The organism is Streptomyces griseus (assembly GCF_001715295.1).
Taxonomy (GTDB): Bacteria; Actinomycetota; Actinomycetes; order Streptomycetales; family Streptomycetaceae; genus Streptomyces; species Streptomyces griseus_G.
On sequence record NZ_MDKB01000002.1, the window covers coordinates 754,475 to 778,184 of the forward strand.

At 71.6% G+C, this 23,710-nt stretch carries 22 protein-coding genes; 16 read left to right on the forward strand and 6 right to left on the reverse strand.

The annotated features are described in order from the left end of the window. Positions 1–181: 181 nt before the first annotated feature. From BA175_RS09845 to BA175_RS09860, 4 genes are all read left to right on the forward strand, one after another. Positions 182–1,525: an APC family permease gene (locus tag BA175_RS09845; protein WP_069170920.1), complete on the forward strand. Its 1,344-nt coding sequence runs from the start codon at positions 182–184 to the stop codon at positions 1,523–1,525. A gap of 55 nt (positions 1,526–1,580) precedes the next feature. Beyond that, entirely contained in the window at positions 1,581–2,792 is a 1,212-nt protein-coding gene (gene xseA, locus BA175_RS09850) for an exodeoxyribonuclease VII large subunit (RefSeq protein WP_069170921.1), read from the forward strand. 163 nt (positions 2,793–2,955) lie between these two features. Continuing rightward, positions 2,956–3,207, forward strand: coding sequence for an exodeoxyribonuclease VII small subunit (locus BA175_RS09855; protein WP_069170922.1), 252 nt, complete (start codon positions 2,956–2,958; stop codon positions 3,205–3,207). 168 nt (positions 3,208–3,375) lie between these two features. Continuing rightward, a complete protein-coding gene (locus BA175_RS09860; RefSeq protein ID WP_069170923.1) occupies positions 3,376–3,966 on the forward strand; it encodes a malonic semialdehyde reductase in 591 nt (196 codons plus the stop codon). A gap of 148 nt (positions 3,967–4,114) precedes the next feature. On the opposite strand, the gene BA175_RS09865 is transcribed toward BA175_RS09860, so the two are convergent. After that, positions 4,115–4,636 carry a DUF4245 domain-containing protein gene (locus BA175_RS09865; protein WP_069170924.1) on the reverse strand — a complete coding sequence of 174 codons (522 nt, stop codon included), beginning with the start codon at positions 4,634–4,636 and terminating at the stop codon, positions 4,115–4,117. 144 nt (positions 4,637–4,780) lie between these two features. Here BA175_RS09865 and glpX point away from each other — a divergent pair, with 144 nt between their 5' ends. Beyond that, a complete protein-coding gene (gene glpX / locus BA175_RS09870) occupies positions 4,781–5,812 on the forward strand; it encodes a class II fructose-bisphosphatase (RefSeq protein WP_069170925.1) in 1,032 nt (343 codons plus the stop codon). 214 nt (positions 5,813–6,026) lie between these two features. Here glpX and BA175_RS09875 read toward each other — a convergent pair whose 3' ends face one another. Next, a complete protein-coding gene (locus tag BA175_RS09875) occupies positions 6,027–6,398 on the reverse strand; it encodes a WhiB family transcriptional regulator (protein WP_069170926.1) in 372 nt (123 codons plus the stop codon). Between the two features lie 163 nt (positions 6,399–6,561). Then, entirely contained in the window at positions 6,562–7,233 is a 672-nt protein-coding gene (locus BA175_RS09880) for a DUF1707 SHOCT-like domain-containing protein (RefSeq protein WP_069170927.1), read from the reverse strand. A gap of 224 nt (positions 7,234–7,457) precedes the next feature. Between BA175_RS09880 and BA175_RS09885 the strand changes: the two genes are divergently transcribed. From BA175_RS09885 to BA175_RS09915, 7 genes are all read left to right on the forward strand, one after another. Beyond that, positions 7,458–9,125, forward strand: a complete 1,668-nt coding sequence (locus BA175_RS09885) for a fumarate hydratase (protein WP_175420794.1) — start codon at positions 7,458–7,460, stop codon at positions 9,123–9,125. Positions 9,126–9,347: 222 nt separating this feature from the next. Beyond that, positions 9,348–9,845 carry a SigE family RNA polymerase sigma factor gene (locus BA175_RS09890; RefSeq protein WP_069170929.1) on the forward strand — a complete coding sequence of 166 codons (498 nt, stop codon included), beginning with the start codon at positions 9,348–9,350 and terminating at the stop codon, positions 9,843–9,845. Next, entirely contained in the window at positions 9,838–10,239 is a 402-nt protein-coding gene (locus tag BA175_RS09895) for a hypothetical protein (RefSeq protein ID WP_069170930.1), read from the forward strand. Before BA175_RS09890 ends, BA175_RS09895 begins: the two co-directional genes overlap by 8 nt. Before the next feature lie 54 nt (positions 10,240–10,293). Further along, complete coding sequence (locus BA175_RS09900; protein ID WP_069170931.1) at positions 10,294–11,538, forward strand: mannosyltransferase family protein; 1,245 nt, start codon at positions 10,294–10,296, stop codon at positions 11,536–11,538. A 142-nt stretch (positions 11,539–11,680) separates the two neighbouring features. After that, on the forward strand, positions 11,681–13,084 hold the full coding sequence (locus tag BA175_RS09905) for a class II fumarate hydratase (protein WP_069170932.1): 1,404 nt from the start codon (positions 11,681–11,683) through the stop codon (positions 13,082–13,084). A 38-nt stretch (positions 13,085–13,122) separates the two neighbouring features. Further along, entirely contained in the window at positions 13,123–13,812 is a 690-nt protein-coding gene (gene fomD, locus BA175_RS09910; RefSeq protein ID WP_069170933.1) for a cytidylyl-2-hydroxypropylphosphonate hydrolase, read from the forward strand. Positions 13,813–14,192: 380 nt separating this feature from the next. Beyond that, the gene (locus BA175_RS09915) at positions 14,193–16,109 is read left to right on the forward strand and encodes a SpoIIE family protein phosphatase (RefSeq protein ID WP_069170934.1); all 1,917 of its coding nucleotides are present in this window, start codon (positions 14,193–14,195) and stop codon (positions 16,107–16,109) included. Between the two features lie 99 nt (positions 16,110–16,208). Here BA175_RS09915 and BA175_RS09920 read toward each other — a convergent pair whose 3' ends face one another. After that, complete coding sequence (locus tag BA175_RS09920; RefSeq protein ID WP_069170935.1) at positions 16,209–18,416, reverse strand: transglycosylase domain-containing protein; 2,208 nt, start codon at positions 18,414–18,416, stop codon at positions 16,209–16,211. A gap of 222 nt (positions 18,417–18,638) precedes the next feature. Between BA175_RS09920 and BA175_RS09925 the strand changes: the two genes are divergently transcribed. Continuing rightward, positions 18,639–19,610: an SPFH domain-containing protein gene (locus BA175_RS09925; RefSeq protein WP_069170936.1), complete on the forward strand. Its 972-nt coding sequence runs from the start codon at positions 18,639–18,641 to the stop codon at positions 19,608–19,610. Continuing rightward, the gene (locus BA175_RS09930) at positions 19,607–19,927 is read left to right on the forward strand and encodes a hypothetical protein (RefSeq protein WP_069170937.1); all 321 of its coding nucleotides are present in this window, start codon (positions 19,607–19,609) and stop codon (positions 19,925–19,927) included. The genes BA175_RS09925 and BA175_RS09930 overlap by 4 nt, the downstream gene beginning before the upstream one ends. 32 nt (positions 19,928–19,959) lie before the next feature. Here BA175_RS09930 and BA175_RS09935 read toward each other — a convergent pair whose 3' ends face one another. Next, positions 19,960–20,919 carry a hydrogen peroxide-inducible genes activator gene (locus tag BA175_RS09935; protein WP_079159488.1) on the reverse strand — a complete coding sequence of 320 codons (960 nt, stop codon included), beginning with the start codon at positions 20,917–20,919 and terminating at the stop codon, positions 19,960–19,962. A gap of 132 nt (positions 20,920–21,051) precedes the next feature. Between BA175_RS09935 and BA175_RS09940 the strand changes: the two genes are divergently transcribed. Together BA175_RS09940 and BA175_RS09945 are read left to right on the forward strand one after the other, a co-directional pair. Continuing rightward, positions 21,052–21,606, forward strand: coding sequence for a peroxiredoxin (locus BA175_RS09940; protein ID WP_069170938.1), 555 nt, complete (start codon positions 21,052–21,054; stop codon positions 21,604–21,606). A 12-nt stretch (positions 21,607–21,618) separates the two neighbouring features. Further along, positions 21,619–22,155 (forward strand): alkyl hydroperoxide reductase, encoded by a 537-nt coding sequence (locus tag BA175_RS09945; RefSeq protein ID WP_069170939.1) that lies wholly within the window; start codon positions 21,619–21,621, stop codon positions 22,153–22,155. A 70-nt stretch (positions 22,156–22,225) separates the two neighbouring features. Here BA175_RS09945 and BA175_RS09950 read toward each other — a convergent pair whose 3' ends face one another. After that, positions 22,226–23,644: an AI-2E family transporter gene (locus BA175_RS09950; RefSeq protein ID WP_069170940.1), complete on the reverse strand. Its 1,419-nt coding sequence runs from the start codon at positions 23,642–23,644 to the stop codon at positions 22,226–22,228. Positions 23,645–23,710: the final 66 nt, after the last annotated feature.

Genomic DNA, 23,710 nt, shown 5'->3' on the forward strand with positions numbered 1-23,710 from the left:
GACGGCGATCACGGCACGGTCCACGCCGGCGCAGTAGCCACGGGGTGCTGCGAGGAGGACTCGGCGGGCAGGCGAAGCAGTCATGCGTCCCATCGTAAGGCCGTACCGAACAGGCGCCGGATCGACGGGCTCGGGAGACTGAAGCCCCGGGTGACGGGGCAGGCGAAGCGACGGAGGTCCTATGGCCGGCAGCAGCGCGGACGAGCAGAGACTGCGGCGCACACTCGGATTCCGGGACCTGGTGGTCTACGGACTGCTGTTCATCGCCCCGATGGCCCCGGTGGGCGTGTTCGGCACCCTGGACGCGAGGTCGGGCGGCGCCGTCGCACTGGTGTACGTGGTCGCGACGGTCGCGATGGCGTTCACCGCCTTCAGCTACGCCCAGATGGTGCGCGTCGCACCGCTGGCCGGCTCGGTCTTCGCCTACGCCCGCAAGGGGCTCGGCGAGGGGCCCGGTTTCATCGCCGGGTGGATGGCGATGCTCGACTACCTGCTCATCCCCGCCGTCGCCTATCTCTTCTCGGGGATCGCGATGAACGCGCTGGTGCCGGAGGTGTCGCGGTGGGTGTGGACGGCGATCGCGGTCCTCGTGACCACGCTGCTCAACCTCTGGGGCGTACGGGCGGCGGCCCGGGTGGGCTTCGCGGTGCTCGCCATGGAGATCGCGGTCCTGCTGGTGTTCGTGGTGTCCGCGGTGGTGGTGCTCGTACGGGACGGGGCTCAGCGCGGCTGGCTGACCCCGCTCACCGGGGACTCCGGGTTCTCGACGACGGCGGTGATCGGGGCGGTGTCCGTCGCGGTGCTGTCCTACCTGGGTTTCGACGCGATCGCCTCGTTCGCGGAGGAGGTCACCGGTGGCTCGGCGAAGGTGGCACGGGCGGTGCTGTTCTGCCTGGTGCTGGCCGGGGCGCTGTTCGTCCTCCAGTCGTATCTGGCGGCCTTGCTGGAGCCGGTCTCCTCGGCGGAGCTGGCGGCGGATCCGGTGAAGCAGGGACCGGCCTTCTACGACGCGGTCGACGCCTCGGTCGGGACCTGGCTGCACGACCTGGTGGCCGTCAGCAAGGCGGTCGGCGCCGCCTTCGCCGCGCTGGCGGGGCAGGCGGCGGCGGGGCGCCTGGTGTTCGCGATGGCGCGTGAGCGGCGGCTTCCGTCGTTCCTCTCCCGGATCGACGGCCCGTCCGGGGTGCCGCGGGTGGCGATCACGTGCGCGGCGGTCGTGACGCTGGTCGCGGCGGTGTGGGCCGCCCGGCGCGACGACGGCCTCGACCATCTGGTGTCGGTGGTGAACGTCGGGGCGCTCACGGCGTTCGTGCTGCTGCACGCGTCGGTGGTGGGGTGGTTCGCCGTGCGCCGCATGGAGGGCCCGCCCAGCTGGTGGCGCCATGTGGTGATGCCGGTGGTGGGCGCCGGGGTGCTGATCGCGGTGATCTGGGAGGCGACGGCCACCGCTCAGCTGGTGGGGCTGTGCTGGCTGGGTGTGGGGCTGGTGGTGCTCGCCGTCCAGTGGGGGCGCCGGACTGCCTGAGCGCGTGCGCGCGGGCGTGCCCCGGATGTCGGTACCGGCCGATACGCTCCCCCGTATGGCTCTCACTACGTCCCCGGAAGCCCCACTGCCCGTAGGCGACGTGTCGCGCCTGATCGGGGGGTGGATCGACCGGCTGGGCGCGGTCTGGGTCGAGGGACAGATCACCCAGCTGTCGCGGCGGCCGGGCGCGGGGGTGGTCTTCCTGACGCTGCGCGACCCGTCCCACGACATCTCGGTGAGTGTGACCTGCTTCCGGCAGGTCTTCGACCGGATCGCCGACGTGGTCACCGAGGGCGCGCGCGTCGTCGTCCTCGCCAAGCCGGAGTGGTACGCGCCGCGCGGGCAGTTGTCCCTGCGGGCGACGGAGATACGGCCGGTGGGCATCGGGGAGCTGCTGGTCCGGCTGGAGCAGCTGAAGAAGGCGCTGGCCGCCGAGGGGCTCTTCGCCCTGGACCGCAAGAGACCACTCCCCTTCCTGCCGCAGCTGATCGGGCTGGTCTCGGGCCGGGCGTCGGCGGCCGAGCGCGACGTCCTGGAGAACGCCCGCCGGCGCTGGCCGGCGGTGCGCTTCGAGGTGCGCAACACGGCCGTACAGGGGGTCCACGCGGTCAGCCAGGTGGTCCAGGCGGTGCGGGAGCTCGACGAGCTGCCCGAGGTCGACGTGATCGTCGTCGCCCGGGGCGGCGGCAGCGTGGAGGACCTCCTGCCGTTCTCCGACGAACAGCTGATCCGGGCGGTGGCCGCGTGCCGTACGCCGGTGGTGTCGGCGATCGGCCATGAGCCGGACTCCCCGTTGCTGGACCTGGTCGCCGATCTGCGGGCGTCCACACCGACGGACGCGGCGAAGAAGGTCGTACCCGATGTGGGTGAGGAACTCGACCGGGTGCAGCAGCTGCGGGACCGGTCGTTGCGCACCCTCCGGGGGCTGATCGACCGCGAGGAGCGGGGGCTGGCGCACGCGCTGGGCAGGTCCTCCATGGAGCGGCCCCAGCGGATGGTGGACGAGCGGGAGGCGGAGATCGACGCGCTGACCGGGCGGAGCCGCCGGGTGCTGGGGCACCTGCTCGACCGCGCCGACTCCGAGCTCGCGCACACCCGCGCCCGGGTGGTCGCCCTGTCGCCCGCCGCCACGCTGGAGCGGGGGTACGCGGTGCTGCAGCGGCCGGACGGACACGTGGTGCGTTCCCCCGCGGACGCCGGGCCTGCCGGCGGGGAGCTGCGGGCCAGGGTCGCGCAGGGTGAGTTCACGGTACGGGTGGAAGGGTGACCGGCCGATTCCCCGGTACCCACGGGTTCCTCCGGGACCGGCGGTACCTCCGCCACCGGCGGTTCTCGACGACCCGGCGGCCGGGTGCCCCGTGGACTCCGGACGCGGGTGGCCCGGCGGCGGGCGGCCCGGTTTGTCAGACCTCACGCATAGGGTGGATCACATGACGGACGACGGGACGACGGCGGCTGCCGCGACGGGCACGCTCGGGTACGAGCAGGCGCGGGACGAGCTGATCGAGGTCGTGCGCCGCCTGGAGGCGGGCGGCACGACGCTGGAGGAGTCACTGGCCCTGTGGGAGCGGGGCGAGGAGCTGGCGAAGGTGTGCCGCCACTGGCTCGAAGGCGCGCGCGCCCGGCTGGACGCCGCGCTGGCCCGCCCCGAGGAGCCCGTGACGGACGGCGCGACGGACTGACCGGGCCCCTGCATCCGCCCCCGGTCCTGCCGGGGCGGTCGCGTACCGGCAGGGTCCGGCGCGGTGTGCAGTGGATCACCCTGCCACCATTTAGTTGAAAGTTAACCTACTTCTCGGTTACGGTGATCGCGTTGCTCATCCCCGTACCACCGGAAGGCAGTACCCCCGATGTCCCTCGTTCTTGACCCCGCCGCTCAGGACCTCCTCTTCCGTGAGGCCCGCACCGCCAACACGTTCACCGACGAGCCGGTGACCGACGAGCAGGTCCAGGCGATCTACGACCTGGTCAAGTACGGCCCCACCGCCTTCAACCAGTCGCCGCTGCGCGTCGTCCTGGTCCGCTCCGCCGAGGGCCGCGAGCGCCTTGTCCAGCACATGGCCGAGGGCAACCAGCCCAAGACCGCCACCGCGCCGCTGGTCGCACTCCTCGTCGCGGACCACGAGTTCCACGAGGAGCTCCCGGCCCTCCTGCCGCACTTCCCGCAGGCCAAGGAGGCGTTCTTCTCCGAGCGCCCGGTCCGCGAGCAGTCCGCCCTCCTCAACGCCGCCCTGCAGGCCGCCTACTTCATCATCGGCGTCCGCGCCGCCGGCCTCGCCGCCGGCCCGATGACCGGCTTCGACGCCGCGGGCATCGAGAAGGAGTTCCTGGACGGCGACCACAAGCTGCTCATGGCCGTCAACATCGGCAAGCCGGGCGAGGACGCCTGGTTCCCGCGCCTGCCGCGCCTCTCCTACGACGAGGTCGTCACGACCGTCTGACCGTCACGCCCGATACGGAAGGGCCCCGCCGTGCCGAGCGCACCGCGGGGCCCTTCCGGGTACGGCGAAGAGTGACGCGGACCCGTTCCTCGACGGGGGCCGGCACCCGTTCAGGCGTTCGCCCCTGCGGGTGTGCGGCCCGACGAGGTCAGCTGTCCGTCCTGAGCGCCGCGGCCATCTCCGCCAGCCGCTCCATGGGCGCCGAGCCCGTGACCACCGTCGTCGCATCCTTGCCGTGCAGCACGAGGGCGTCGTACTTCGGCCCCTCCCAGCGCTGCCACTCCTCGCCGGCCACCCGCTGCGTGCGCCCGGTGTCCTCCGCCTGCCGGCTGACCTGGGGCACGTACTTCTTCGCCGGGGTCGTGGACTGCTCCACCGCGACGTACCTGCCGTCCGGGTCGAGGAAGCCGAGGTGCCAGCCCGCACCGTTGTGCCCCTCGTAGGAGACGGACGTCGGCTTCCAGCCCTTCGGCAGCCCGTCCGGGGCGGCGACCGGATACGGTGCGGCGCGCCTCGCGGTCGCGAGTTCGACGCGGTAGTCGACGGCCTTCAAGGGGTCGGCCTTGTCGTCGTGCGGGATGAAGATGTAGACGACGCCCGCCACTGCGGTGATCACGAGCATCGACAGGAACATGTCCCGGACCGTCTGCTTGCCTCGCTTGCTTGCCACGGACTCAATGGTGGCATGAGCAGGTACACCACCGGCCAGCGGGGCGCCGCTCATCCGTGCCCCGCAATGCTCATTTTATCGGCCTACCGATAGAGTCACAGCACCCTCTTTTCCGGTCGTCGTCGTACAGAAAGGTGCGCTCCGATGTCCGAGCATCATCTGCCGTCCCAGCTCGAGGTCTCCCCGGAGGCCCCCGACCGCAACCTGGCCCTGGAGTTGGTCCGGGTAACCGAGGCCGCCGCCATGGCCGCCGGGCGCTGGGTCGGCCGCGGCGACAAGATCGGCGCCGACGGCGCCGCCGTGAAGGCCATGCGCACCCTCGTCTCCACCGTCTCGATGAACGGCATCGTCGTCATCGGTGAGGGCGAGAAGGACGAGGCCCCCATGCTGTTCAACGGCGAGCGGGTCGGCGACGGCACCGGCGCCGAGGTCGACATCGCCGTCGACCCGATCGACGGCACCACGCTCAACGCCAAGGGCATGCCGAACGCGATCGCCGTGCTGGCCGCCGCGGACCGCGGTGCCATGTTCGACCCGTCCGCCGTCTTCTACATGGACAAGCTGGTCACGGGCCCGGAGGCCGCCGACTTCGTCGACATCAACGCCCCGGTGTCGGTGAACATCCGGCGCGTGGCCAAGGCCAAGAGCTCCACGCCCGAGGACGTCACCGTCGTCATCCTGGACCGCCCCCGGCACGAGGGCATCGTCAGGGAGATCCGGGAGACGGGCGCCCGGATCAAGTTCATCTCCGACGGCGACGTCGCCGGGTCGATCATGGCGGCCCGCGAGGGGACCGGCGTGGATCTGCTCATGGGTATCGGCGGCACCCCGGAGGGCATCATCTCGGCCTGCGCCATAAAGTGCCTGGGGGGCGTCATCCAGGGCAAGCTCTGGCCCAAGGACGAGGCCGAGCGGCAGCGCGCCCTGGACGCCGGGCACGATCTGGACCGCGTCCTGTCGACCGATGACCTCGTCAGCGGGGACAACGTCTTCTTCGTCGCCACCGGCATCACCGACGGCGAACTGCTGCGCGGTGTGCGGTACCGCGCGGAGACGGCGACCACGGAATCCCTGGTGATGCGCTCCAAGTCGGGCACGATCCGGAAGATCGACTCCACGCACCGGCTCTCGAAGCTGCGTGCCTACAGCGCGATCGACTTCGACCGCGCGCAGTAGGGCGGGGCGGCGGGTGTCCGGGGCCGCTGGTGCGGGCGGCCCCGGACATCGCCGGTCCGTGGGCCGGGCACTCGGCGCCGTGAACAGGACGTCACCTCCGTACGCGAGAGACCGAGCCCTCGGCCCGTGACTCCAGGTGCCCTGCCGGCAGGCGCCGGTTTCGTACGGAGACGCCGGGAGGGGACGTCAGGGCGACGGTTCCGGACACCGGCCGTCAGCCCGCTGCGGCTATGCGCTCCCCGGGGGCCGCCGTCTTGCGTTCGATGTCGCGCCTGCGCCGCCGGGCGAGCGCCACACGGCGCTCGGCGGCCGTCAGGCCGCCCCACACCCCGTACGGCTCGGGCTGCATCAGCGCGTGTTCGCGGCACTCCACCATGACCGGGCACCGGGCACAGACCTGCTTGGCCGCCGCCTCGCGGGACAGCCGGGCAGCAGTCGGCTCCTTCGACGGGGCGAAGAACAGCCCCGCTTCGTCCCGGCGGCACACCGCCTCCGCGTGCCAGGGCCCCGTCTGGTCCTCCCGCGCGGGACTGCGCTGGGACGGCACGGCGGCGACCTGCAGGGGCTGATGCGGCAGTTGCAGCACGGTCCACTCCTGACGACGGCTTCGGCTTCGTGAGCGAGAGGCGATGCAGCACTCCCTACCCGCTGTACGCACGCCTATGCACTGAGTGGCACCGACTCCGGCCGTCGGCAAGACCGCGCGGCCCTGTTCTGGCCTGAATGCGGCAGGGGCCGCGCGGCGGTTCTCAGTGGCCCAGGTGCTTGCGCAACTGGGCGTGGAGATTGGCGACGAGCTTGCCCCGCTTCGGCTTCGCCTCGACGTGCCCGAAGACCGAATACCCGTTCACGACGACCACCGGGGCCTCCGGGTCGGTCGATTCCAGGGTGTCGACCTCGAAGTTGCCGAAGATGCCGGTGCCGCTGCCGCGCAGCGAGATGTTCTCCGGCACCTTGATCTCGACGCTGCCGAAGAGGGACGTCGCGTTGACGACCGTCAGACGCTGGCCGAAAAGGGCTTCCGTCAGATCGATCTCCACGCTGCCGAAGAGCGCGAAGGCGTTCGTCCGGCCCCCCACACGCCAACGCCCTCTGCGCGTCGAGCTGCTGAAGACCGCGACGAGGTTCTCCGCGGGACCGGCCGGGGCCTCGGGGCCGTACGCGTACGGGGACGCGGCCTGGCGGGCCGCAGCACCGCTCGCCGGCAGGTCGCTCACCAACGGCTCCAGCTCGCCCACGGTCTTGGCCCGGTAGACCAGGTCCACCCGCTCGGCGTGCTCCTCGGCGGTCAGCCGGCCTTCGGCCATGGCCTCTCGCAGGATGTCCGCGATCCTGTCGCGGTCCGCGTCGGACGCACGGATACCGGCGGGCGCGGGACCGGCCGGCGCGACGGGCTGCTGGGGCTGCTTCTCGAGGTCCACCGGGTCAGCGTACCCAGACGCGATAGATCGCGACCAGTACCTCTGCGGCCCTGCGCCCGAATACTCCGCGCGGGAAACTCGGGAAAGCGGCCGGGCCGAAAGGACCCGGCCCGCCGGGGGGGTGAGCCCTACCTCACAGGTACGGCGCGTCGGCGGCGCTCTACCCTGGTGGATGCGCTGCCCGAGGGAGGTCAGCCGCTGTCGCCGAGTGAGGAATGGCCGAAATGCCAGAGTTTGCGTACTCCGATCTGCTCCCGCTGGGAGAGGACACCACGCCGTACCGGCTGGTGACCGCCGAGGGCGTCTCGACCTTCGAGGCCGACGGCCGTACGTTCCTCAAGGTGACTCCGGAGGCCCTGCGCACGCTCGCCGCCGAGGCCATGCACGACATCTCGCACTACCTGCGCCCGGCCCACCTGGCGCAGCTGCGGCGCATCGTAGACGACCCCGAGGCCTCGTCCAACGACAAGTTCGTCGCGCTGGACCTCCTGAAGAACGCGAACATCGCCGCCGCGGGTGTGCTGCCCATGTGCCAGGACACCGGTACGGCGATCGTCATGGGCAAGCGCGGGCAGAGCGTGCTCACCGAGGGCGGTGACGAGGAGGCCCTGTCGCACGGCATCTTCGACGCGTACACGAAGCTGAACCTGCGGTACTCGCAGATGGCCCCGCTGACCATGTGGGAGGAGAAGAACACCGGCTCGAACCTCCCGGCCCAGATCGAGCTGTACGCCACCGACGGCGGCGCGTACAAGTTCCTCTTCATGGCGAAGGGCGGCGGCTCGGCCAACAAGTCGTTCCTCTACCAGGAGACCAAGGCGGTCCTCAACGAGGACTCCATGATGAAGTTCCTGGAGCAGAAGATCCGTTCGCTCGGTACGGCCGCCTGCCCGCCGTACCACCTGGCGATCGTGGTCGGCGGTACGTCGGCCGAGTTCGCGCTGAAGACCGCCAAGTACGCCTCCGCGCACTACCTGGACGAGCTGCCCGCCGAGGGTTCCCCGACCGGTCACGGCTTCCGGGACGAGGACCTGGAGCAGAAGGTCTTCGAACTCACCCAGAAGATCGGCATCGGGGCGCAGTTCGGCGGCAAGTACTTCTGCCACGACGTGCGCGTCGTCCGTCTCCCCCGCCACGGCGCCTCGCTGCCCGTCGCCATCGCCGTGTCCTGCTCGGCAGACCGCCAGGCGACCGCGAAGATCACCGCCGAGGGCGTCTTCCTGGAGCAGCTGGAGACGGACCCGGCGCGCTTCCTGCCGGACACCACCGACGAGCACCTGGACGAGTCCGGTGACGTGGTCAAGATCGACCTGAACCGCCCGATGGACGAGATCCTGGCCGAGCTGACCAAGTACCCGGTCAAGACCCGGCTGTCGCTGACCGGCCCCCTGGTCGTGGCGCGCGACATCGCGCACGCCAAGATCAAGGAGCGGCTCGACGCGGGCGAGGAGATGCCGCAGTACCTCAAGGACCACCCGGTGTACTACGCGGGCCCGGCGAAGACGCCCGAGGGTTACGCCTCCGGTTCCTTCGGCCCCACGACGGCGGGCCGGATGGACAGCTACGTCGCGCAGTTCCAGGCGGCGGGCGGCTCCAAGGTGATGCTCGCCAAGGGCAACCGGTCCCAGCAGGTCACGGACGCCTGCGACGCGCACGGCGGCTTCTACCTGGGCTCGATCGGCGGGCCGGCGGCCCGGCTCGCGCAGGACTGCATCAAGAAGGTCGAGGTCGTCGAGTACGAGGAGCTCGGCATGGAAGCGGTCTGGCGGATCGAGGTCGAGGACTTCCCCGCGTTCATCGTGGTCGACGACAAGGGCAACGACTTCTTCACCGAGCCCGCCGCGGCCCCCACCTTCACCAGCATCCCGGTCCGCGGCCCCGGCCTCGGCTGACCGGACGACGGCCGAAGGGGCGCTCCGGCCGCGGGCCGGGGCGCCCCTTCGGCGTGCGGGCCGGACCACGAGGGCCGGGCAGGTGGGAGGCGGGGGTCGTGTCGCGGGTTCCTTCCGGCCGCGTTCCGTGATGACCATCACACTGTTCCGGCGTCCCGCATGTCGACCGGACGCCCCGCGCCGGGCGTATGCCTGGTGAGGCGAGAGATCCGGGAGTGGCCCTTGACCGTCGAGGAGTTCGAAGAGTTCTACGCCCAGCGGGCGGCGCGGCTCACGGGGCAGTTGTACGTGATGCTCGGCGACCTGCACGAGGCCCAGGACGTGGTGCAGGAGGCGTTCGTCAAGGGGTGGAACCGGCGGCGGCACCTGGACCGCGACGGACAGCCCGACGCGTGGATCCGCACGGTCGCGTGGCGCCTGGCGGTGAGCCGGTGGCGTGGGAGTCGGCGTACGGCGGACGCGTGGACGCGCACCGGCGCGCCGCCGGACATCGACGGTCCGGGGCCGGAGCGCGTGGCGCTGGTGGAGGCGTTGCGCGGGCTGCCGCCCCAGCAGCGCCGCACGCTGACGCTGCATTACCTGTGCGACCTCACGGTCGAGCAGATCGCCGGCGAGACCGGGCTGTCGGCCAGCACCGTCAAGACGCACCTGGTCCGCGGCCGTTCCGCGCTCGCTCACCGCCTGCAGGACCCGCGTATGGAGGAGGTCACCGGTGCCTGAGACCCACGAGACGCTGAGATCACTGTTCGAAGAAGCGGCCGCGGCCGGGCAGTCCCACGCCCGCACCGCGCCGGTGGCCCGTATCGCCGAACGCGGGCGGCGGGCCCACCGGTGGCGCCTCGCCGCGCTCGCGACGTGCTGCCTCGTCCTCGTCGGGGGCACCGTGGCGACATCGGTGTTCCTGTCGACGAGCGCACCGGCCCCGGTGACACCGGCGACCGGCGGTACGCCGCCGCCCGCTCCCGCGTCCGTCCCCGGCACGCCGCCGTCCGATGCGACGGAGTCCCCTGCGCGGCCGTCCGGCGACCGGACGGCGGGCCGTACGCCGACGTCCGCGGGCACGCCGACGGACTCGGTCCCGCCCGGCGGGGCCACCACCACGTCCCCGTCCTGACCGCGTCCCCGTGACCCGGCGATCCCCCACGCCCGCCCCCCTCCGGAGAGCCGTATGTCCGCCACGTCGTCCCGTCCGCGCGAGAGCGCACCCGTGCCCGAACGACGCCCCGTTCCGGATCCCCCGCCGGCCGGGGACGGGACCGCCTCACGCCCGTGGGCCCCGCGCGCGCTCCTGGACCCCGCCGACCGTCAGGTCCTGTGGCTGTACCTGCTGACGCGCGTGGCCGTCTGGGGGACCGCTTACGCCGCCCGCCGGGTGTTCACGGCCGACCGGGGCGCCCGTCACTCCGGCTCCGTCGCCTCGGCGTTCGAGCAGTGGGACTGGGGCCACTTCCTGCACATAGCGAGGGACGGATACTTTCCCGGGCGGTCCGGGCCCTGGACGGCCGGCTGGGACCACCGGGAGGCCTTCTTCCCCGGGTTCCCGCTCGTGCTCCGGGCCGTCCACACCGTCATCCCGGACTGGACCGCGGCCGGCCTGCTGGTCTCCTTCGTCTCCGGCGGCGTCGCCGTCCTGGCGCTGGCCCGGATCGCCCGGTTGCACCTCGCCCACCAGGACGTGGGCCGGCGTGCCGTCCTGATGCTGCTGTGCTCGCCGTGCGCGGTCTTCCTGGCCGCGGGCTACACGGAGTCCCTCTTCCTCGCGCTGGCCCTCCCCGCCTGGCTCGCCGCCCGGCGCCATCACTGGGTCCTGGCCGGCACCCTGACCGCGCTGGCCACCACGGTCCGGGTGAGCGGCCTCTTCCTCGCCGCCGCCCTCCTCGTCCACTTCCTGCTGTCGAAGCCCGCCCACCGGCGCCCGCGCCACCTGCCCTGGCTGGCCCTGCCCGCCCTTCCCGTGGTCGCCTACTCCTCCTACCTGCACGCGCACACCGGCGACTGGATGGCCTGGAAACACGCCCAGGAGGCGGGCTGGTACCGCACCTTCCACACGCCGTGGGAGGCCTGGGGCAACACCTGGAACGCCGCCTTCGGCCACGCCCACGGCCCCGGGTACGCCTTCATGTCCCAGGTCGAACTCGCCGCCATGGTCGTCGGGGTCCTCCTGTTCGGCCTGCTGGTCCGGCAGCGCCGCCCGGCCGAGGCCCTGTACGTCGCTCTCAGCCTGTGCGCGCTGGGCACCTCGTACTGGTACACGTCCGTCCCCCGCGCCACGCTCCTGTGGTGGCCGCTGTGGATCACGGTGGCCGTACGGAGCCTGCGCACCCCGCGGTTCCTGACCGCCTACCTGTGTCTGGCCGCACCCCTGACGACCGTCTTCGCCCTCGCCTTCCTCTCGGGGCGGTGGGCCGGCTGACGCCCGGTGGCGGTCCGGGCCGCGCGGTGCGGTCCGCGGGCGCGCGGGCCGCATGCCCCCAACGGCGCCGGGGCTGGAGTACAAGGGAGGGGGAATACGGCGGGCAGGCCCCGCGCTCGCTCCAGCAGGAGGTTCACTGACCATGGACGGATCGGCCGACAGCACCCGGTACCGCATCGAGCACGACTCGATGGGCGAGGTGAAAGTACCCGAGCACGCCAAATGGCGGGCCCAGACGCAGCGCGCGGTGGAGAACTTCCCTGTCTCCGGCCGGCGGCTGGAGCGCGCGCACATCGAGGCCCTGGGCCGGATCAAGGCCGCCGCGGCCAAGGTCAACGCCGAACTGAAGGTGCTGGAACCGGACATCGCCGACGCGATCCAGGAAGCCGCGGCGGAGGTCGTGGACGGGCGGTGGGACGAGCACTTCCCCGTCGACGTGTTCCAGACGGGTTCCGGCACCTCGTCCAACATGAACACCAACGAGGTCGTCGCCACGCTCGCCACCGAGCGGCTGGGCCGCGCGGTCCACCCCAACGACCACGTCAACGCGTCCCAGTCGTCCAACGACGTCTTCCCGTCGTCCATCCACATCGCCGCGACCGCCGCCGTGACCGTCGGCCTGATCCCGGCGCTCGAACACCTGGCCGAAGCCCTGGAGCGGAAATCGGCCGAGTTCGCGGAGGTCGTGAAGGCCGGACGTACGCATCTGATGGACGCCACGCCCGTCACACTGGGCCAGGAGTTCGGCGGCTACGCCGCCCAGATCCGCTACGGAGTCGAACGCCTCCAGGCCTCGCTCCCTCGCCTCGCCGAACTGCCCCTGGGGGGAACGGCGGTGGGCACCGGCATCAACACGCCACCCGGGTTCTCCGCCGCCGTGATCGCCGAGGTCGCCCGCACGACGGGCCTGCCCCTCACCGAGGCCCGTAACCACTTCGAGGCCCAGGGGGCCCGGGACGGGCTCGTCGAGGCGTCCGGGCAGCTGCGCACCATCGCCGTGTCGCTCACGAAGATCTCCAACGACCTGCGCTGGATGGCCTCCGGCCCCCGCACCGGCCTGGCCGAGATCAGCCTGCCCGACCTCCAGCCCGGCTCGTCGATCATGCCGGGGAAGGTGAATCCGGTCGTTCCGGAGGCCGTCCTGATGGTCGCGGCCCAGGTGACGGGGAACGACGCCACGGTCGCCGCGGCCGGAGCGGCCGGGAACTTCGAGCTCAACGTGATGCTTCCGGTCATCGCCAAGAACCTGCTGGAGTCCGTACGACTGCTCACCAACGCCGCCCGGCTGCTCGCCGACCGCACGGTCGACGGCATCACCGCCGACGTGGAACGGGCCCGCGCGTACGCGGAGTCCTCGCCCTCGGTCGTGACCCCGCTGAACAAGTACATCGGCTACGAGGAGGCCGCCAAGGTCGCCAAGAAGTCGCTGGCCGACGGCACGACGATCCGTGAGACGGTGCTGGCGGCCGGTTACGTCGAGCGCGGGGACCTGACCCTGCGGCAGCTCGACGAGGCCCTGGACGTCCTGCGGATGACCCGGCCGTGACCGGTGCCCCGCCGGACGGGGCGCTCTAAGATCCTTTCATGACAGCCACGGACGCAGGGGCTACCGAAGCGGAGAACAGCGGGCGCTGGGCGCCGGGGGACCACATCCTCTGGCGCTACCGGGGCAACGGGGGTGACGACGCCGTGCACATCTGCCGGCCCGTCACCGTCGTGCAGGACACCGGCGACCTGCTCGCCGTGTGGATGGCATCGGGTACCGAGTGCGTCAAACCGGTGCTCGCCGACGGCACCCAGGTGCACGCCGAGCCGCTCGCCACCCGCTACACCCGCCCGCGCACCACGGTGCGTTCACGCTGGTTCGGCTCGGGTGTGCTCAAGCTCGCCCGGCCCGGCGACCCCTGGTCGGTGTGGCTCTTCTGGGACCGCGGCTGGCTCTTCCGCAACTGGTACGTCAATCTGGAGGAGCCCCGCTCACGCTGGTCGGGAGGCGTGGACTCCCAGGATCACTTCCTCGACATCTCCGTTCACCCGGACCGTAGTTGGGCGTGGCTGGACGAGGACGAGTTCGCCCAGGCCCAGCGGGTCGGCCTGATGGACCGGGCCACCGCACGCCGGGTACGGGCGGCCGGCGAGGCGGCGGTCGAGGTCATCCGCGCCTGGGGCTCCCCGTTCGCCGACGGCTGGGAGCACTGGCGGCCCGATCCGCGGTGGCAGGTGCCCCGGTTGCCCGATGACTGGGACCGCACCCCTGTCAGCAACCTGCCGTGAGACCCTTGGTGCACCCCCGGGGGACATACGTAGGATCATCCCCCGTACGCCGCTCCCCCGGACCGCTTCACCGCAACGCGGGTGTGCGGCAAGCTAACTGACCACAAGTCACCGCACATATCGCAGGTGTCGCACGGACCACGGAGCCGGGTGACGCGTGCGGTCGAACCACCACGACGAGGGGGTGGAGACATGCGCGCTGCCCGCTGCCCCGCCACCGGACAGAGCCGTATCGGCCCACTGCGCGGCCGAACGGTTTCGGCCCCGCGCACCGGGGCATCCGGTGACAGCCGTTGTTCTCACCGCTCTCGCCGGGGCACAGTGGCGCCCCACGAGGTGATCGCCTCATACAACCGGCCCGGACGGACGGAATCCCACGCGTGACGGAGCATCCCCCCTCCCACGAAGGCCGGCAGCCACTCGCCGCCCGGCCGCAGGAACGCGCCCGGCCCCGGCAGCAGGAGGCCGCACCCGGCGCCGCCACCACCGCCTCGCTCCCCGGTCCTTCGGCGGCGGAGCCGGGGCCGGCCACCGCCGCCGACACCGCCCCGCCGGGCACCGACCACCAGGCGGCCGCCCGGCGCGAAGGTGACCGCCTGCGGTTCGTCGGGGCGGCGACCCGCCGGATCGCCCGGGGCATAGACCTGGACGAGATCGTGCTGGGCCTCTGCCGGGCCAGTGTCCCCACGTTCTCCGACGCCATACTCGTCTACCTCCGCGACCCGCTCCCGGTCGGTGACGAGCGCCCCGTCAACCCCTTCGTGCTGCGACTGCGCCGCACGGACCGGCTGCGGCTGACCGACGAGGACACCGACGGCGGGCCGGAGGGCGAGCGGCTGCGGCTGCCCGTCACCGGCCCGCTGGCCGGCCTCATGCCGGCCGCCGACCTCTGCGAGGTCCTGGCCGGCGGTGCGCTGGCCGAGGTGCTGCGCGGCGTACGCCCGGTGTTCGGGGACGCCGCCGCGGCGCGCGTCGCCCTGCCCGAGCTGCTGGGCGCCGGCCTGAGCGTACCCACCGGACACCGGGCGATCCTGGCCCCGCTGCGGGGCCGGCGCCGGGTCATCGGTGCCGCGGTGTTCCTGCGGGGCACGGACCGGCCGCCGTTCGAGGCCAACGACCTGCTGGTCGCCGCCCAGCTGGCGACACACACCGCCCTCGGCATCGACAAGGCGGTGCTGTACGGCCGTGAGGCGTACATCGCCGACGAGCTGCAGCGCACGATGCTGCCCGACTCGCTGCCCCAGCCCACCGGCGTACGCCTGGCCTCCCGCTACCTCCCGGCGGCCGAGACGGCCCGGGTGGGCGGCGACTGGTACGACGCGATCCCGCTGCCCGGCAGCAGGGTCGCGCTGGTCGTCGGGGACGTGATGGGCCACTCGATGACCTCGGCGGCGATCATGGGCCAGCTGCGCACGACCGCGCAGACGCTGGCCGGTCTCGACCTGCCGCCGCAGGAGGTCCTGCACCACCTGGACGAGCAGGCGCAGCGGCTGGGCAGCGACCGCATGGCGACCTGCCTGTACGCGGTGTACGACCCCGTCGCCCACCGGATCACCGTCGCCAACGCGGGCCACCCGCCGCCCGTCCTCCTCCACCTGGGCGGCCGGGCAGAGGTGCTGCGGGTGCCTCCGGGCGCGCCGATCGGCGTCGGCGGGGTCGACTTCGAGGCCGTGGAGCTGGACGCCCCGGCCGGCGCCACGCTGCTGCTGTACACGGACGGTCTGGTGGAGTCGCGGATGCGCGACGTCTGGACCGGCATCGAGATACTGCGCGAGCGCCTCGCGGCCACGGCCCAGCTGACCGGGCCGGACCACTCGCCGCCGCTGGAGGCGCTCTGCGACGACGTGCTGGACATGCTCGGCCCCGGTGACCGGGACGACGACATCGCGCTGCTGGCCGCCCGGTTCGACGGGATCGCGCCGAGCGATGTCGCCTACTGGTCCCTGGATCCGGAGGACGCCGCCCCGGGGCGGGCCCGCCGGCTCGCCCGCAGGGCACTCGACCGGTGGGGGCTGGACGACCTCTCGGACGAGATGGAGCTGCTCGTCAGCGAGGTGGTGACCAACGCCGTGCGGTACGCGGAGCGGCCGGTGACCCTGCGGCTGCTGCGCACGGACACGCTGCGCTGCGAGGTGGGCGACGACTCCCCGCAGCTGCCCCGGCAGCGCCGGGCCCGGGAGACGGACGAGGGCGGGCGCGGCCTGTTCCTGGTCAACCGGCTGGCGAGGCGCTGGGGGGCGACCCGGCTGTCGACGGGCAAGGTGGTCTGGTTCGAGATGGCCACCTCCGGCGCCTGAGGGCTGTCCGCCATTCCCTGCGGGCGCGGGGCAGCCCTCAGGCCGTCGGCGGGGAGCGGTGGAGGGGTGGTGCCGGCCGGCACCACCCCTCCACCGCGTTCACTGCCCCGGCAGGGCGGGGTCGCCGACCGGGCGCTCGCCGGGCGGCTGGTCCACGTTCCCCGTCGGCTCGGGCGCGCTGGGCGTCTCGCTCGGTGTCGAGGAGGGCGACTCGCTCGGCGGCCGGGACGAGGGCGACTCCCCGCCCGGGGTCTCGCTCGGGCTCTCGGAGGAGGCGTCCGGCTCCGGGGACGGGGTCTCCTGCGGTGACGGCGTCTGCGACGGGGTGACGGAGGGGCTCTCGGTCACCGTGGTCTCACCGCGTTCCACGCCCTCCAGGTCGAAGGTCGCGTCGGAGCCGCCGCCGAGTGCCCCCAGGGTGTAGTCCGCCCAGATCCGGGCGGGGAAGCCGCCGCCGTTGGCCCGGCCGGAGTTGGCCGTACCGGTGAGGCTGACCTGCGTGCCGCCCTGGGGTGACTCGCCGTACAGGGCCACCACCGTGGTGAGCTCGGGTGTGTAGGCCGCGAACCAGGCGGACTTGTTGTTCTCCGAGGTGCCGGTCTTGCCCGCGGCGTCGTACGCGGCGGTGTCCGCCTCGTGGCCGGAGCCGACGTCGACGACCTCGGTCAGCGCCTTCGTGACGGTGTCGGCCGAGGTGCGGCTGATCACCTGGCCGCCGGTGCCGTCGACGGGTTCCATGGTGCGGTCGCGGTGCTCGGCGCTCTTGACGATGGCCGGGGTGACCTTCTTGCCGTGGTTGTCCAGCGTGGCGTAGACACCGGCCATGTCCCACGTCGAGGCGTTCATGGTGCCGAGCGTGATCGCGGGGCTCGTGGGGAAGTTCTTGTCCGGCACTCCCAGGGAGAGCGCCGTCTTCTTCACGGCGCTCGGGGTGACGTCGACGACCATCTGCGCGAAGACGGAGTTGATCGACTTGTCCATCGCCTTCCGGACGGTCGGGCTGTCGTAGCTGACGTCGTCCTCGTTCTCCGGGGCGAACGGGATGTCGCTGCCGACCACGGGGCGCTTGCTCGTGCCGTCGTAGACCGTGTCGAGGCCGATCAGGTCGCCGTCCTGGGTGGTCGACCCGTTCTCCAGCGCGGAGGCGAGAACGAGCGGCTTGAAGGTGGAGGCGGGCTGGTAGTCCCGGCGGGTGGCGTTGGATATGTAGTGCTCGGTGGCGCCCACCCCGCCGTACAGCGCGAGGACCTTGCCGGTCTTCGGGTCCACGGAGGTGGCGCCCGCCTGGACGGTCGCGTCGACCTTGTTGTCCTTGCGGTCCAGCCGGCTCTCCAGCTCCCGGTCGACCGACTTCTCGAGCTGCTTCTGCTTCTTCCTGTCGATGTTGAGGGTGATGGTCCAGCCGCCGGCCTCGCGCATCTCCTCGGTGACGCCCTGGCGCGCCATCTCCTGGTTGGCCGCCTCGACGAGGTAGCCGGTCTGGCCCTCCATGCCGGGGGCCGCCTTCGGGGACTGCGGGACGGGGAACGTGAGCTTCGCGCGCTCCCCCCGGTCCAGCCATCCCTCGTCGACCATGTTGTCCAGCGTGTAGGCCCAGCGGTTCTTGACGAGCTTCTTGCCGGTCGCGGAGGCGACCGCCCAGTCGTACTGGCTGGGGGCCTGGAGCAGCGCGGCGAGATAGGCGCCCTGGGAGACGTCGAGGTCCTTGGCGTCGACGCCGTAGTAGGCCTGCGCCGCCGCCTGGATGCCGCTCGCGCCGCGTCCGTAGTACACGGTGTTGAGGTAACCGGCGAGGATGTCGTCCTTCTTCATGCGCTGGTCGACCTTGAGCGAGATGACCAGTTCCTTGAGCTTGCGGGTGACCGTCTGGTCCTGCGTGAGGTAGTAGTTCTTCACGTACTGCTGGGTGATCGTGGAGCCACCCTGCTTGCCCTTGCCGGTCAGCGTGTTGAACATGCCGCGTGCGGTGCCCTTGAGGTCGACGCCCTGGTCCCGGTAGAAGGACTTGTTCTCGGCGGCGACGAAGGCGTGCTGGACCTTCCGGGGTACGACGTCCAGGTCGACTATCTCCCGGTTGACGCCGGAGCCGGTCCGGGCCAGGAGAGAGCCGTCGCTGTACTTGTAGACGTTGCTCTGCTTCTCGGCCTGGGCGTTGGCGGCCGGCACGTCGACGTACAGGTAGAGCGCCGCGAAGGCGCCCATCACGAGCAGGCAGAGCCCGAAGAAGGTGCCCAGCAGCTTCCGCCAGGTGAAGAGCCGGCGTATGCCCCCGCTTCCGGCGGCCCGGCGTGCATCCGCTCGACCCATTGCAGTGGTGCTCCTGTTCCTCGCTCGGACCGCTCCGGTCAGACCTGCCAGCTAACACCGAAAGCCTGGACAAATGACAAGCGATCCGGTCTTTTCCGGGCGTGAGAATGAGCACCCGCCCTTGATGGAACCGACTCACGAGGGGTGCGCAGGGTTGCCACGGCAGGTAATGTGTAATCACATTGCTAGCTCGGTGATGCACCGTACGAGACGGGGGAACCCATGTCCGCACCTGACGACCGCACCGGCGCCACAGGCCCTGGCACCGACCTGACACCCGACGCACCCGACATGCCCGCTCCGCAGGTCAGAGAGGTGACGGCCCACTCGATCCCCGGCGGTCTCGGCCTGCTGCTGACCGTGCTCGGAGTACTCCTGGGCATAGGACTCGCCATCGTCGGCGGGGTGCTCGACTCCCGTGGCCACAGCGGCGCCGGCGTCCCGGTCCTCATCCTCGGCCTGCTGCTCTTCGTCGCCTCCCTGTTCTGCATGAGCGGTGTGAAGATGGTCGCTCCCGGCGAGGCACGGGTCATCCAGCTCTTCGGCAGGTACGTCGGCACGATCCGCGCGGACGGACTGCGGTGGATCAACCCGCTGACCTCCAGCCGCAAGATCTCCACCCGCGTCCGCAACCACGAGACGGCCGTCCTGAAGGTCAACGACGCCTACGGGAATCCCATCGAGCTCGCCGCGATCGTCGTCTGGAAGGTCGAGGACACCGCCCAGGCGCTCTTCGAGGTCGACGACTTCCTGGAGTTCGTCGCCACCCAGACCGAGGCGGCCGTGCGGCACATCGCGATCGAGTACCCGTACGACGCCCACGAGGAGGGCGGCCTCTCGCTGCGGGGCAACGCGGAGGAGATCACCGAGAAGCTGGCCGTCGAGCTCACCGCGCGGGTGCAGGCGGCCGGCGTCCTGATCATCGAGTCGCGTTTCAGCCATCTCGCGTACGCCCCCGAGATCGCCTCCGCGATGCTCCAGCGGCAGCAGGCCGGGGCGGTCGTCGCGGCCCGCCAGCAGATCGTCGAGGGCGCGGTCGGCATGGTCGAGATGGCACTGACCCGAATCGCGGAGCAGGACATCGTCGAACTCGACTCCGAGCGCAAGGCGGCCATGGTGAGCAATCTGATGGTGGTGCTGTGCGGGGACCGCGCGGCCCAGCCGGTCCTGAACACGGGCACGCTCTACCAGTGACGGACGACACGGCCCCCGCCCCCGGCGGGCCCCGGCGCGGGCCGCAGCAGCGCAAGCAGATGCTGCTGCGGCTCGATCCCGCGGTGCACGACGCACTGGCCCGGTGGGCCTCGGACGAGCTGCGCAGCGCCAACGCCCAGATCGAGTTCCTGCTGCGGCGCGCGCTGGCGGATGCGGGGCGGCTGCCGGGGGGCGCGGCGCCGATCCCGCGCCGCGGCCGCCCGCCGAAGGCTCCGCCGGAACCACCCGGGGAAGCCGGCCCCCGAGGGCTGCCCCCCGGCCCGGGGCTCGGGGCCGGGGGCTCGGGGCAGCCGTGAGGGTGGCCCGGCCCGTGCGGGCCGGGCCACCCTCATCCGCCTTCCGCCACCCGCACCGGCAGGTCCGTCATCGCCCCGCGCAGCGCCTCCGCGAACTCGGCGAACTCCTCGTACCTCGCCGTTCCCGCGCGTACGGCCAGCGCCACCCGCCGCGAGGGAGCGGGGTCCGTGAAGTACCCGGTCGACAGCGCCTCGTTGCGCCCGGTCTCCACCGTCACCGCGGTACGGGGCAGCAGGGTCACCCCGAGCCCGCCCGCGACGAGTTGCACCAGTGTCGAGAGACCGGCCGCCGTCGTCGTCACCGGCGCGCCCTGGGTGCGGCCCGCCTCCCGGCAGATGTCCAGCGCCTGGTCGCGCAGGCAGTGCCCCTCGTCGAGCAGCAGCAGCGGCAGGTCGCGCAGTGTCTCGCGCGGCACGTCGAAGCGGCCGCCCAGCGGGTGCTCCTTCTCCATGACCAGGACGAAGTCCTCGTCGAACAGCGGGAGTTCCGTCACACCGGGGACTCCGAGCGGTACGGCGAGCAGCAGCAGGTCCAGTCGGCCCGCCGCCAGTCCGTCCAGCAGCGAGGAGGTCTGCTCCTCGTGGACCTGGAGGTCCAGTTCCGGGTAGCGGTCGTGGACCAGCTTGAGCACGGTGGGCAGCAGGTAGGGCGCGACGGTGGGGATCACCCCGAGCCTGAGCACCCCGGTGAACGGCGCGCGCACCGCCTCGGCCTCCTCCATGAGCTCGCCGACGGCCTCCAGGACCGCGTGGGCCCGCAGGGCGAGCCGCTCACCGGCGGGCGAGAGCAGCACCTTGCGCGTCGTACGCTCGATGAGCTGGACACCCAGTGCCACCTCCAGCGCGGACACCGCCCCGGAGAGTGCGGGCTGGCTCATCCCGATCGCCGCCGCCGCGTCCCGGAAGTGCAGATGCTCGGCCACGGCCGCGAAGGCGCGCAACTGGGAGAGGCTGGGCTGCTTGGGCCTGCCGGTCTGGTTCACATACGTCACTGATAGGTACCTCCGATCACCACGCCCGAGTGTAGCTATTTCCGTGATCAATGCACTCTGTGCCAGAGTGATGACCGTCCAACCCTCAGGAACGCCCCCAAAAGGGGATTTCCTACGCTTCAAGGAGTGCGCGTGCTCACTGTCGGTGACAAGTTCCCCGAGTTCGACCTGACCGCTTGCGTGTCGCTGGAGAGCGGCAAGGAGTTCGAGCAGATCAACCACAAGACCTACGAGGGTCAGTGGAAGGTCGTCTTCGCGTGGCCGAAGGACTTCACCTTCGTGTGCCCCACCGAGATCGCCGCCTTCGGCAAGCTGAACGACGAGTTCGCCGACCGGGACGCCCAGATCCTCGGCTTCTCCGGCGACTCCGAGTTCGTGCACCACGCCTGGCGCAAGGACCACCCGGACCTGACCGACCTGCCGTTCCCGATGATGGCCGACTCGAAGCACGAGCTCATGCGTGAGCTCGGCATCGAGGGCGAGGACGGCTTCGCCCAGCGCGCCGTCTTCATCGTCGACCAGAACAACGAGATCCAGTTCACGATGGTGACCGCCGGTTCCGTGGGCCGTAACCCCAAGGAGGTCCTGCGGGTCCTCGACGCCCTGCAGACCGACGAGCTGTGCCCGTGCAACTGGACCAAGGGCGAGAACACCCTCGACCCGGTCGCGCTCCTCTCGGGCGAGTGAGCTGATACGGACATGGCTCTCGACGAACTGAAGTCCGCCGTTCCGGACTTCGCCAAGGACCTGAAGCTGAACCTCGGTTCGGTCATAGGCAACAGCGAGCTCCCCCAGCAGCAGCTCTGGGGCACCGTCCTGGCCTGCGCGATCGCCTCGCGCTCCCCCAAGGTGCTGCGTGAGCTGGAGCCGGAGGCCAAGGCGAACCTCTCCGCGGAGGCGTACACCGCGGCGAAGGCCGCCGCCGCCGTCATGGCGATGAACAACGTCTTCTACCGGACCCGGCACCTGCTGTCGGACCCGGAGTACGGCAACCTCCGTGCGGGCCTGCGGATGAACGTGATCGGCAAGCCGGGCGTGGAGAAGGTCGACTTCGAGCTGTGGTCGCTCGCCGTCTCCGCGATCAACGGCTGCGGCCAGTGCCTGGACTCCCACGAGCAGGTGCTGCGCAAGGCCGGCGTGGACCGTGAGACCATTCAGGAGGCCGTCAAGATCGCTTCGGTGATCCAGGCGGTCGGCGTGACCCTCGATGCCGAGGCCGTCCTCGCCGAGCAGTAACCCCTGTACGAGAAGGGCCCCGAGGACGACCGACCGTCCCCGGGGCCCTTCTTACGCGCGGTCCGCCGTATCACGTGGCGGGCGCCTCGTCCCGTGTACCGGGGACGTCTCCCGCCCGGTCCGGCCCGTCGGCCGGCCGGGGACCGGGATCGGCCGCCCCGGGGGACGTCCGCCCGGCGGCCGGGTCCGTCGGTGCCGTCGAGACCGCCGTGGCACCGTGCGGGCCGGGGCCGTGGCGCAGGGCCGGCTCCACGCTGTACGACCGCAGGTAGCCGACCACCGTGTTGGTCACGGCGACCAGCGGCACGGCGACGACCGCGCCGCCGATGCCCGCGATCATCCCGCCCGCGGCGACCGAGAGGACGACGGCGAGCGGATGCACGCGCACGGCCCGGCCGAGGATGAACGGCTGCAGGATGTGGCCCTCGATCTGCTGCACGGCGAGCACCACGATCAGCACCATCAGGGCGGTGAACACGCCCTGCGTGACGAGCGCGACGACGACGGCGAGCGCTCCGGAGACCACGGCGCCGACCAGCGGGATGAAGGCGAACAGGAAGATGAAGACGGCGAGCGGAACCGCCATCGGCACGTCGAGGAAGTAGATCCCGAGCCCGATGAAGATCGCGTCGATCAGGGCGACGATCACCGTGCCGCGCACATAGGCGGTCAGCGTCCGCCAGGCACGCGGTCCCGCGCCCGCGACGCCGGGCCGGGCCTGGGCGGGTACCAGCTTGAGCACCCACTGCCAGATCCGCTTCCCGTCGTACAGCAGGAAGAGCGTCGAGAACATCGCGAGCAACAGCCCGGTCAGGAACTCCACCATCACGGTGACGCCCTGGAGTCCGGCGGAGGTGATCTCCTCCGTGTTGGTGCCGATGGTGTCGCTGAGGTTCTTGGCGATGTCGTTGATCTGCGACTCGGTGACGTGGAAGGGGCTGTCCAGCAGCCAGCGCTTCAGCTCGTCGATGCCGTCGCGGACCCGGTCGGAGAGCGTGTCCAGGTTGTCCATCACCTGCCACACGACGAACCAGCCGACGAGGCCGATGACGACGAACCCGAGGACGGCGGTGACCGCCGTGGCGAACCCGCGTGGCAGCCCGAGCCGCTTCAGCCGTACGACGGTGGGCTGGAGCATCGCCGTGACGAGCAGCGCCGCGACGAAGGCCAGGACGACCAGCTGCACGGCGCTGATGACCCGCATCAGCACCCAGAGCGTGCCCGCGAGGACGAGCAGCCGCCAGCCCGCCTCGGCCGCGACGCGCATCCCCCACGGGATGGCGGCGACGGGATCGGGCCGGGCTGCGACGGCGGGCGCGTACGCGGGTGGGGGCGGCACCTGTTCGGGGGCCGACGCGACGGGGAAGTCCGCCGCGGCCACGTCCTCGTCCTCCATACGGTCGTCCTGCGCGCGCCGCTCTTCCAGGCGCGCCCCGATCTCGGTGAGTTCGGCACCCAGCCGACCGAGCCACCCCGGAAGTCTCGACATGATGTTTCCCTTTCCCCCGCAGGCCCGCACCACGCCCCCGGATCTCTCCGGACCGACCGTACACCT

Bases quoted from the DNA above. Each gene is read 5' to 3' on its own strand.
- BA175_RS09925 (WP_069170936.1), top strand. From the start codon at position 18,639: ATGTCCGCACCTGACGACCGCACCGGCGCCACAGGCCCTGGCACCGAC.
- BA175_RS09885 (WP_175420794.1), top strand. From the start codon at position 7,458: ATGCCAGAGTTTGCGTACTCCGATCTGCTCCCGCTGGGAGAGGACACC.
- BA175_RS09860 (WP_069170923.1), top strand. From the start codon at position 3,376: ATGTCCCTCGTTCTTGACCCCGCCGCTCAGGACCTCCTCTTCCGTGAG.
- fomD (WP_069170933.1), top strand. From the start codon at position 13,123: ATGACAGCCACGGACGCAGGGGCTACCGAAGCGGAGAACAGCGGGCGC.
- BA175_RS09845 (WP_069170920.1), top strand. From the start codon at position 182: ATGGCCGGCAGCAGCGCGGACGAGCAGAGACTGCGGCGCACACTCGGA.
- BA175_RS09950 (WP_069170940.1), bottom strand. From the start codon at position 23,644: ATGTCGAGACTTCCGGGGTGGCTCGGTCGGCTGGGTGCCGAACTCACC.
- BA175_RS09900 (WP_069170931.1), top strand. From the start codon at position 10,294: ATGTCCGCCACGTCGTCCCGTCCGCGCGAGAGCGCACCCGTGCCCGAA.
- BA175_RS09920 (WP_069170935.1), bottom strand. From the start codon at position 18,416: ATGGGTCGAGCGGATGCACGCCGGGCCGCCGGAAGCGGGGGCATACGC.
- BA175_RS09945 (WP_069170939.1), top strand. From the start codon at position 21,619: ATGGCTCTCGACGAACTGAAGTCCGCCGTTCCGGACTTCGCCAAGGAC.
- BA175_RS09905 (WP_069170932.1), top strand. From the start codon at position 11,681: ATGGACGGATCGGCCGACAGCACCCGGTACCGCATCGAGCACGACTCG.
- BA175_RS09855 (WP_069170922.1), top strand. From the start codon at position 2,956: ATGACGGACGACGGGACGACGGCGGCTGCCGCGACGGGCACGCTCGGG.
- xseA (WP_069170921.1), top strand. From the start codon at position 1,581: ATGGCTCTCACTACGTCCCCGGAAGCCCCACTGCCCGTAGGCGACGTG.
- glpX (WP_069170925.1), top strand. From the start codon at position 4,781: ATGTCCGAGCATCATCTGCCGTCCCAGCTCGAGGTCTCCCCGGAGGCC.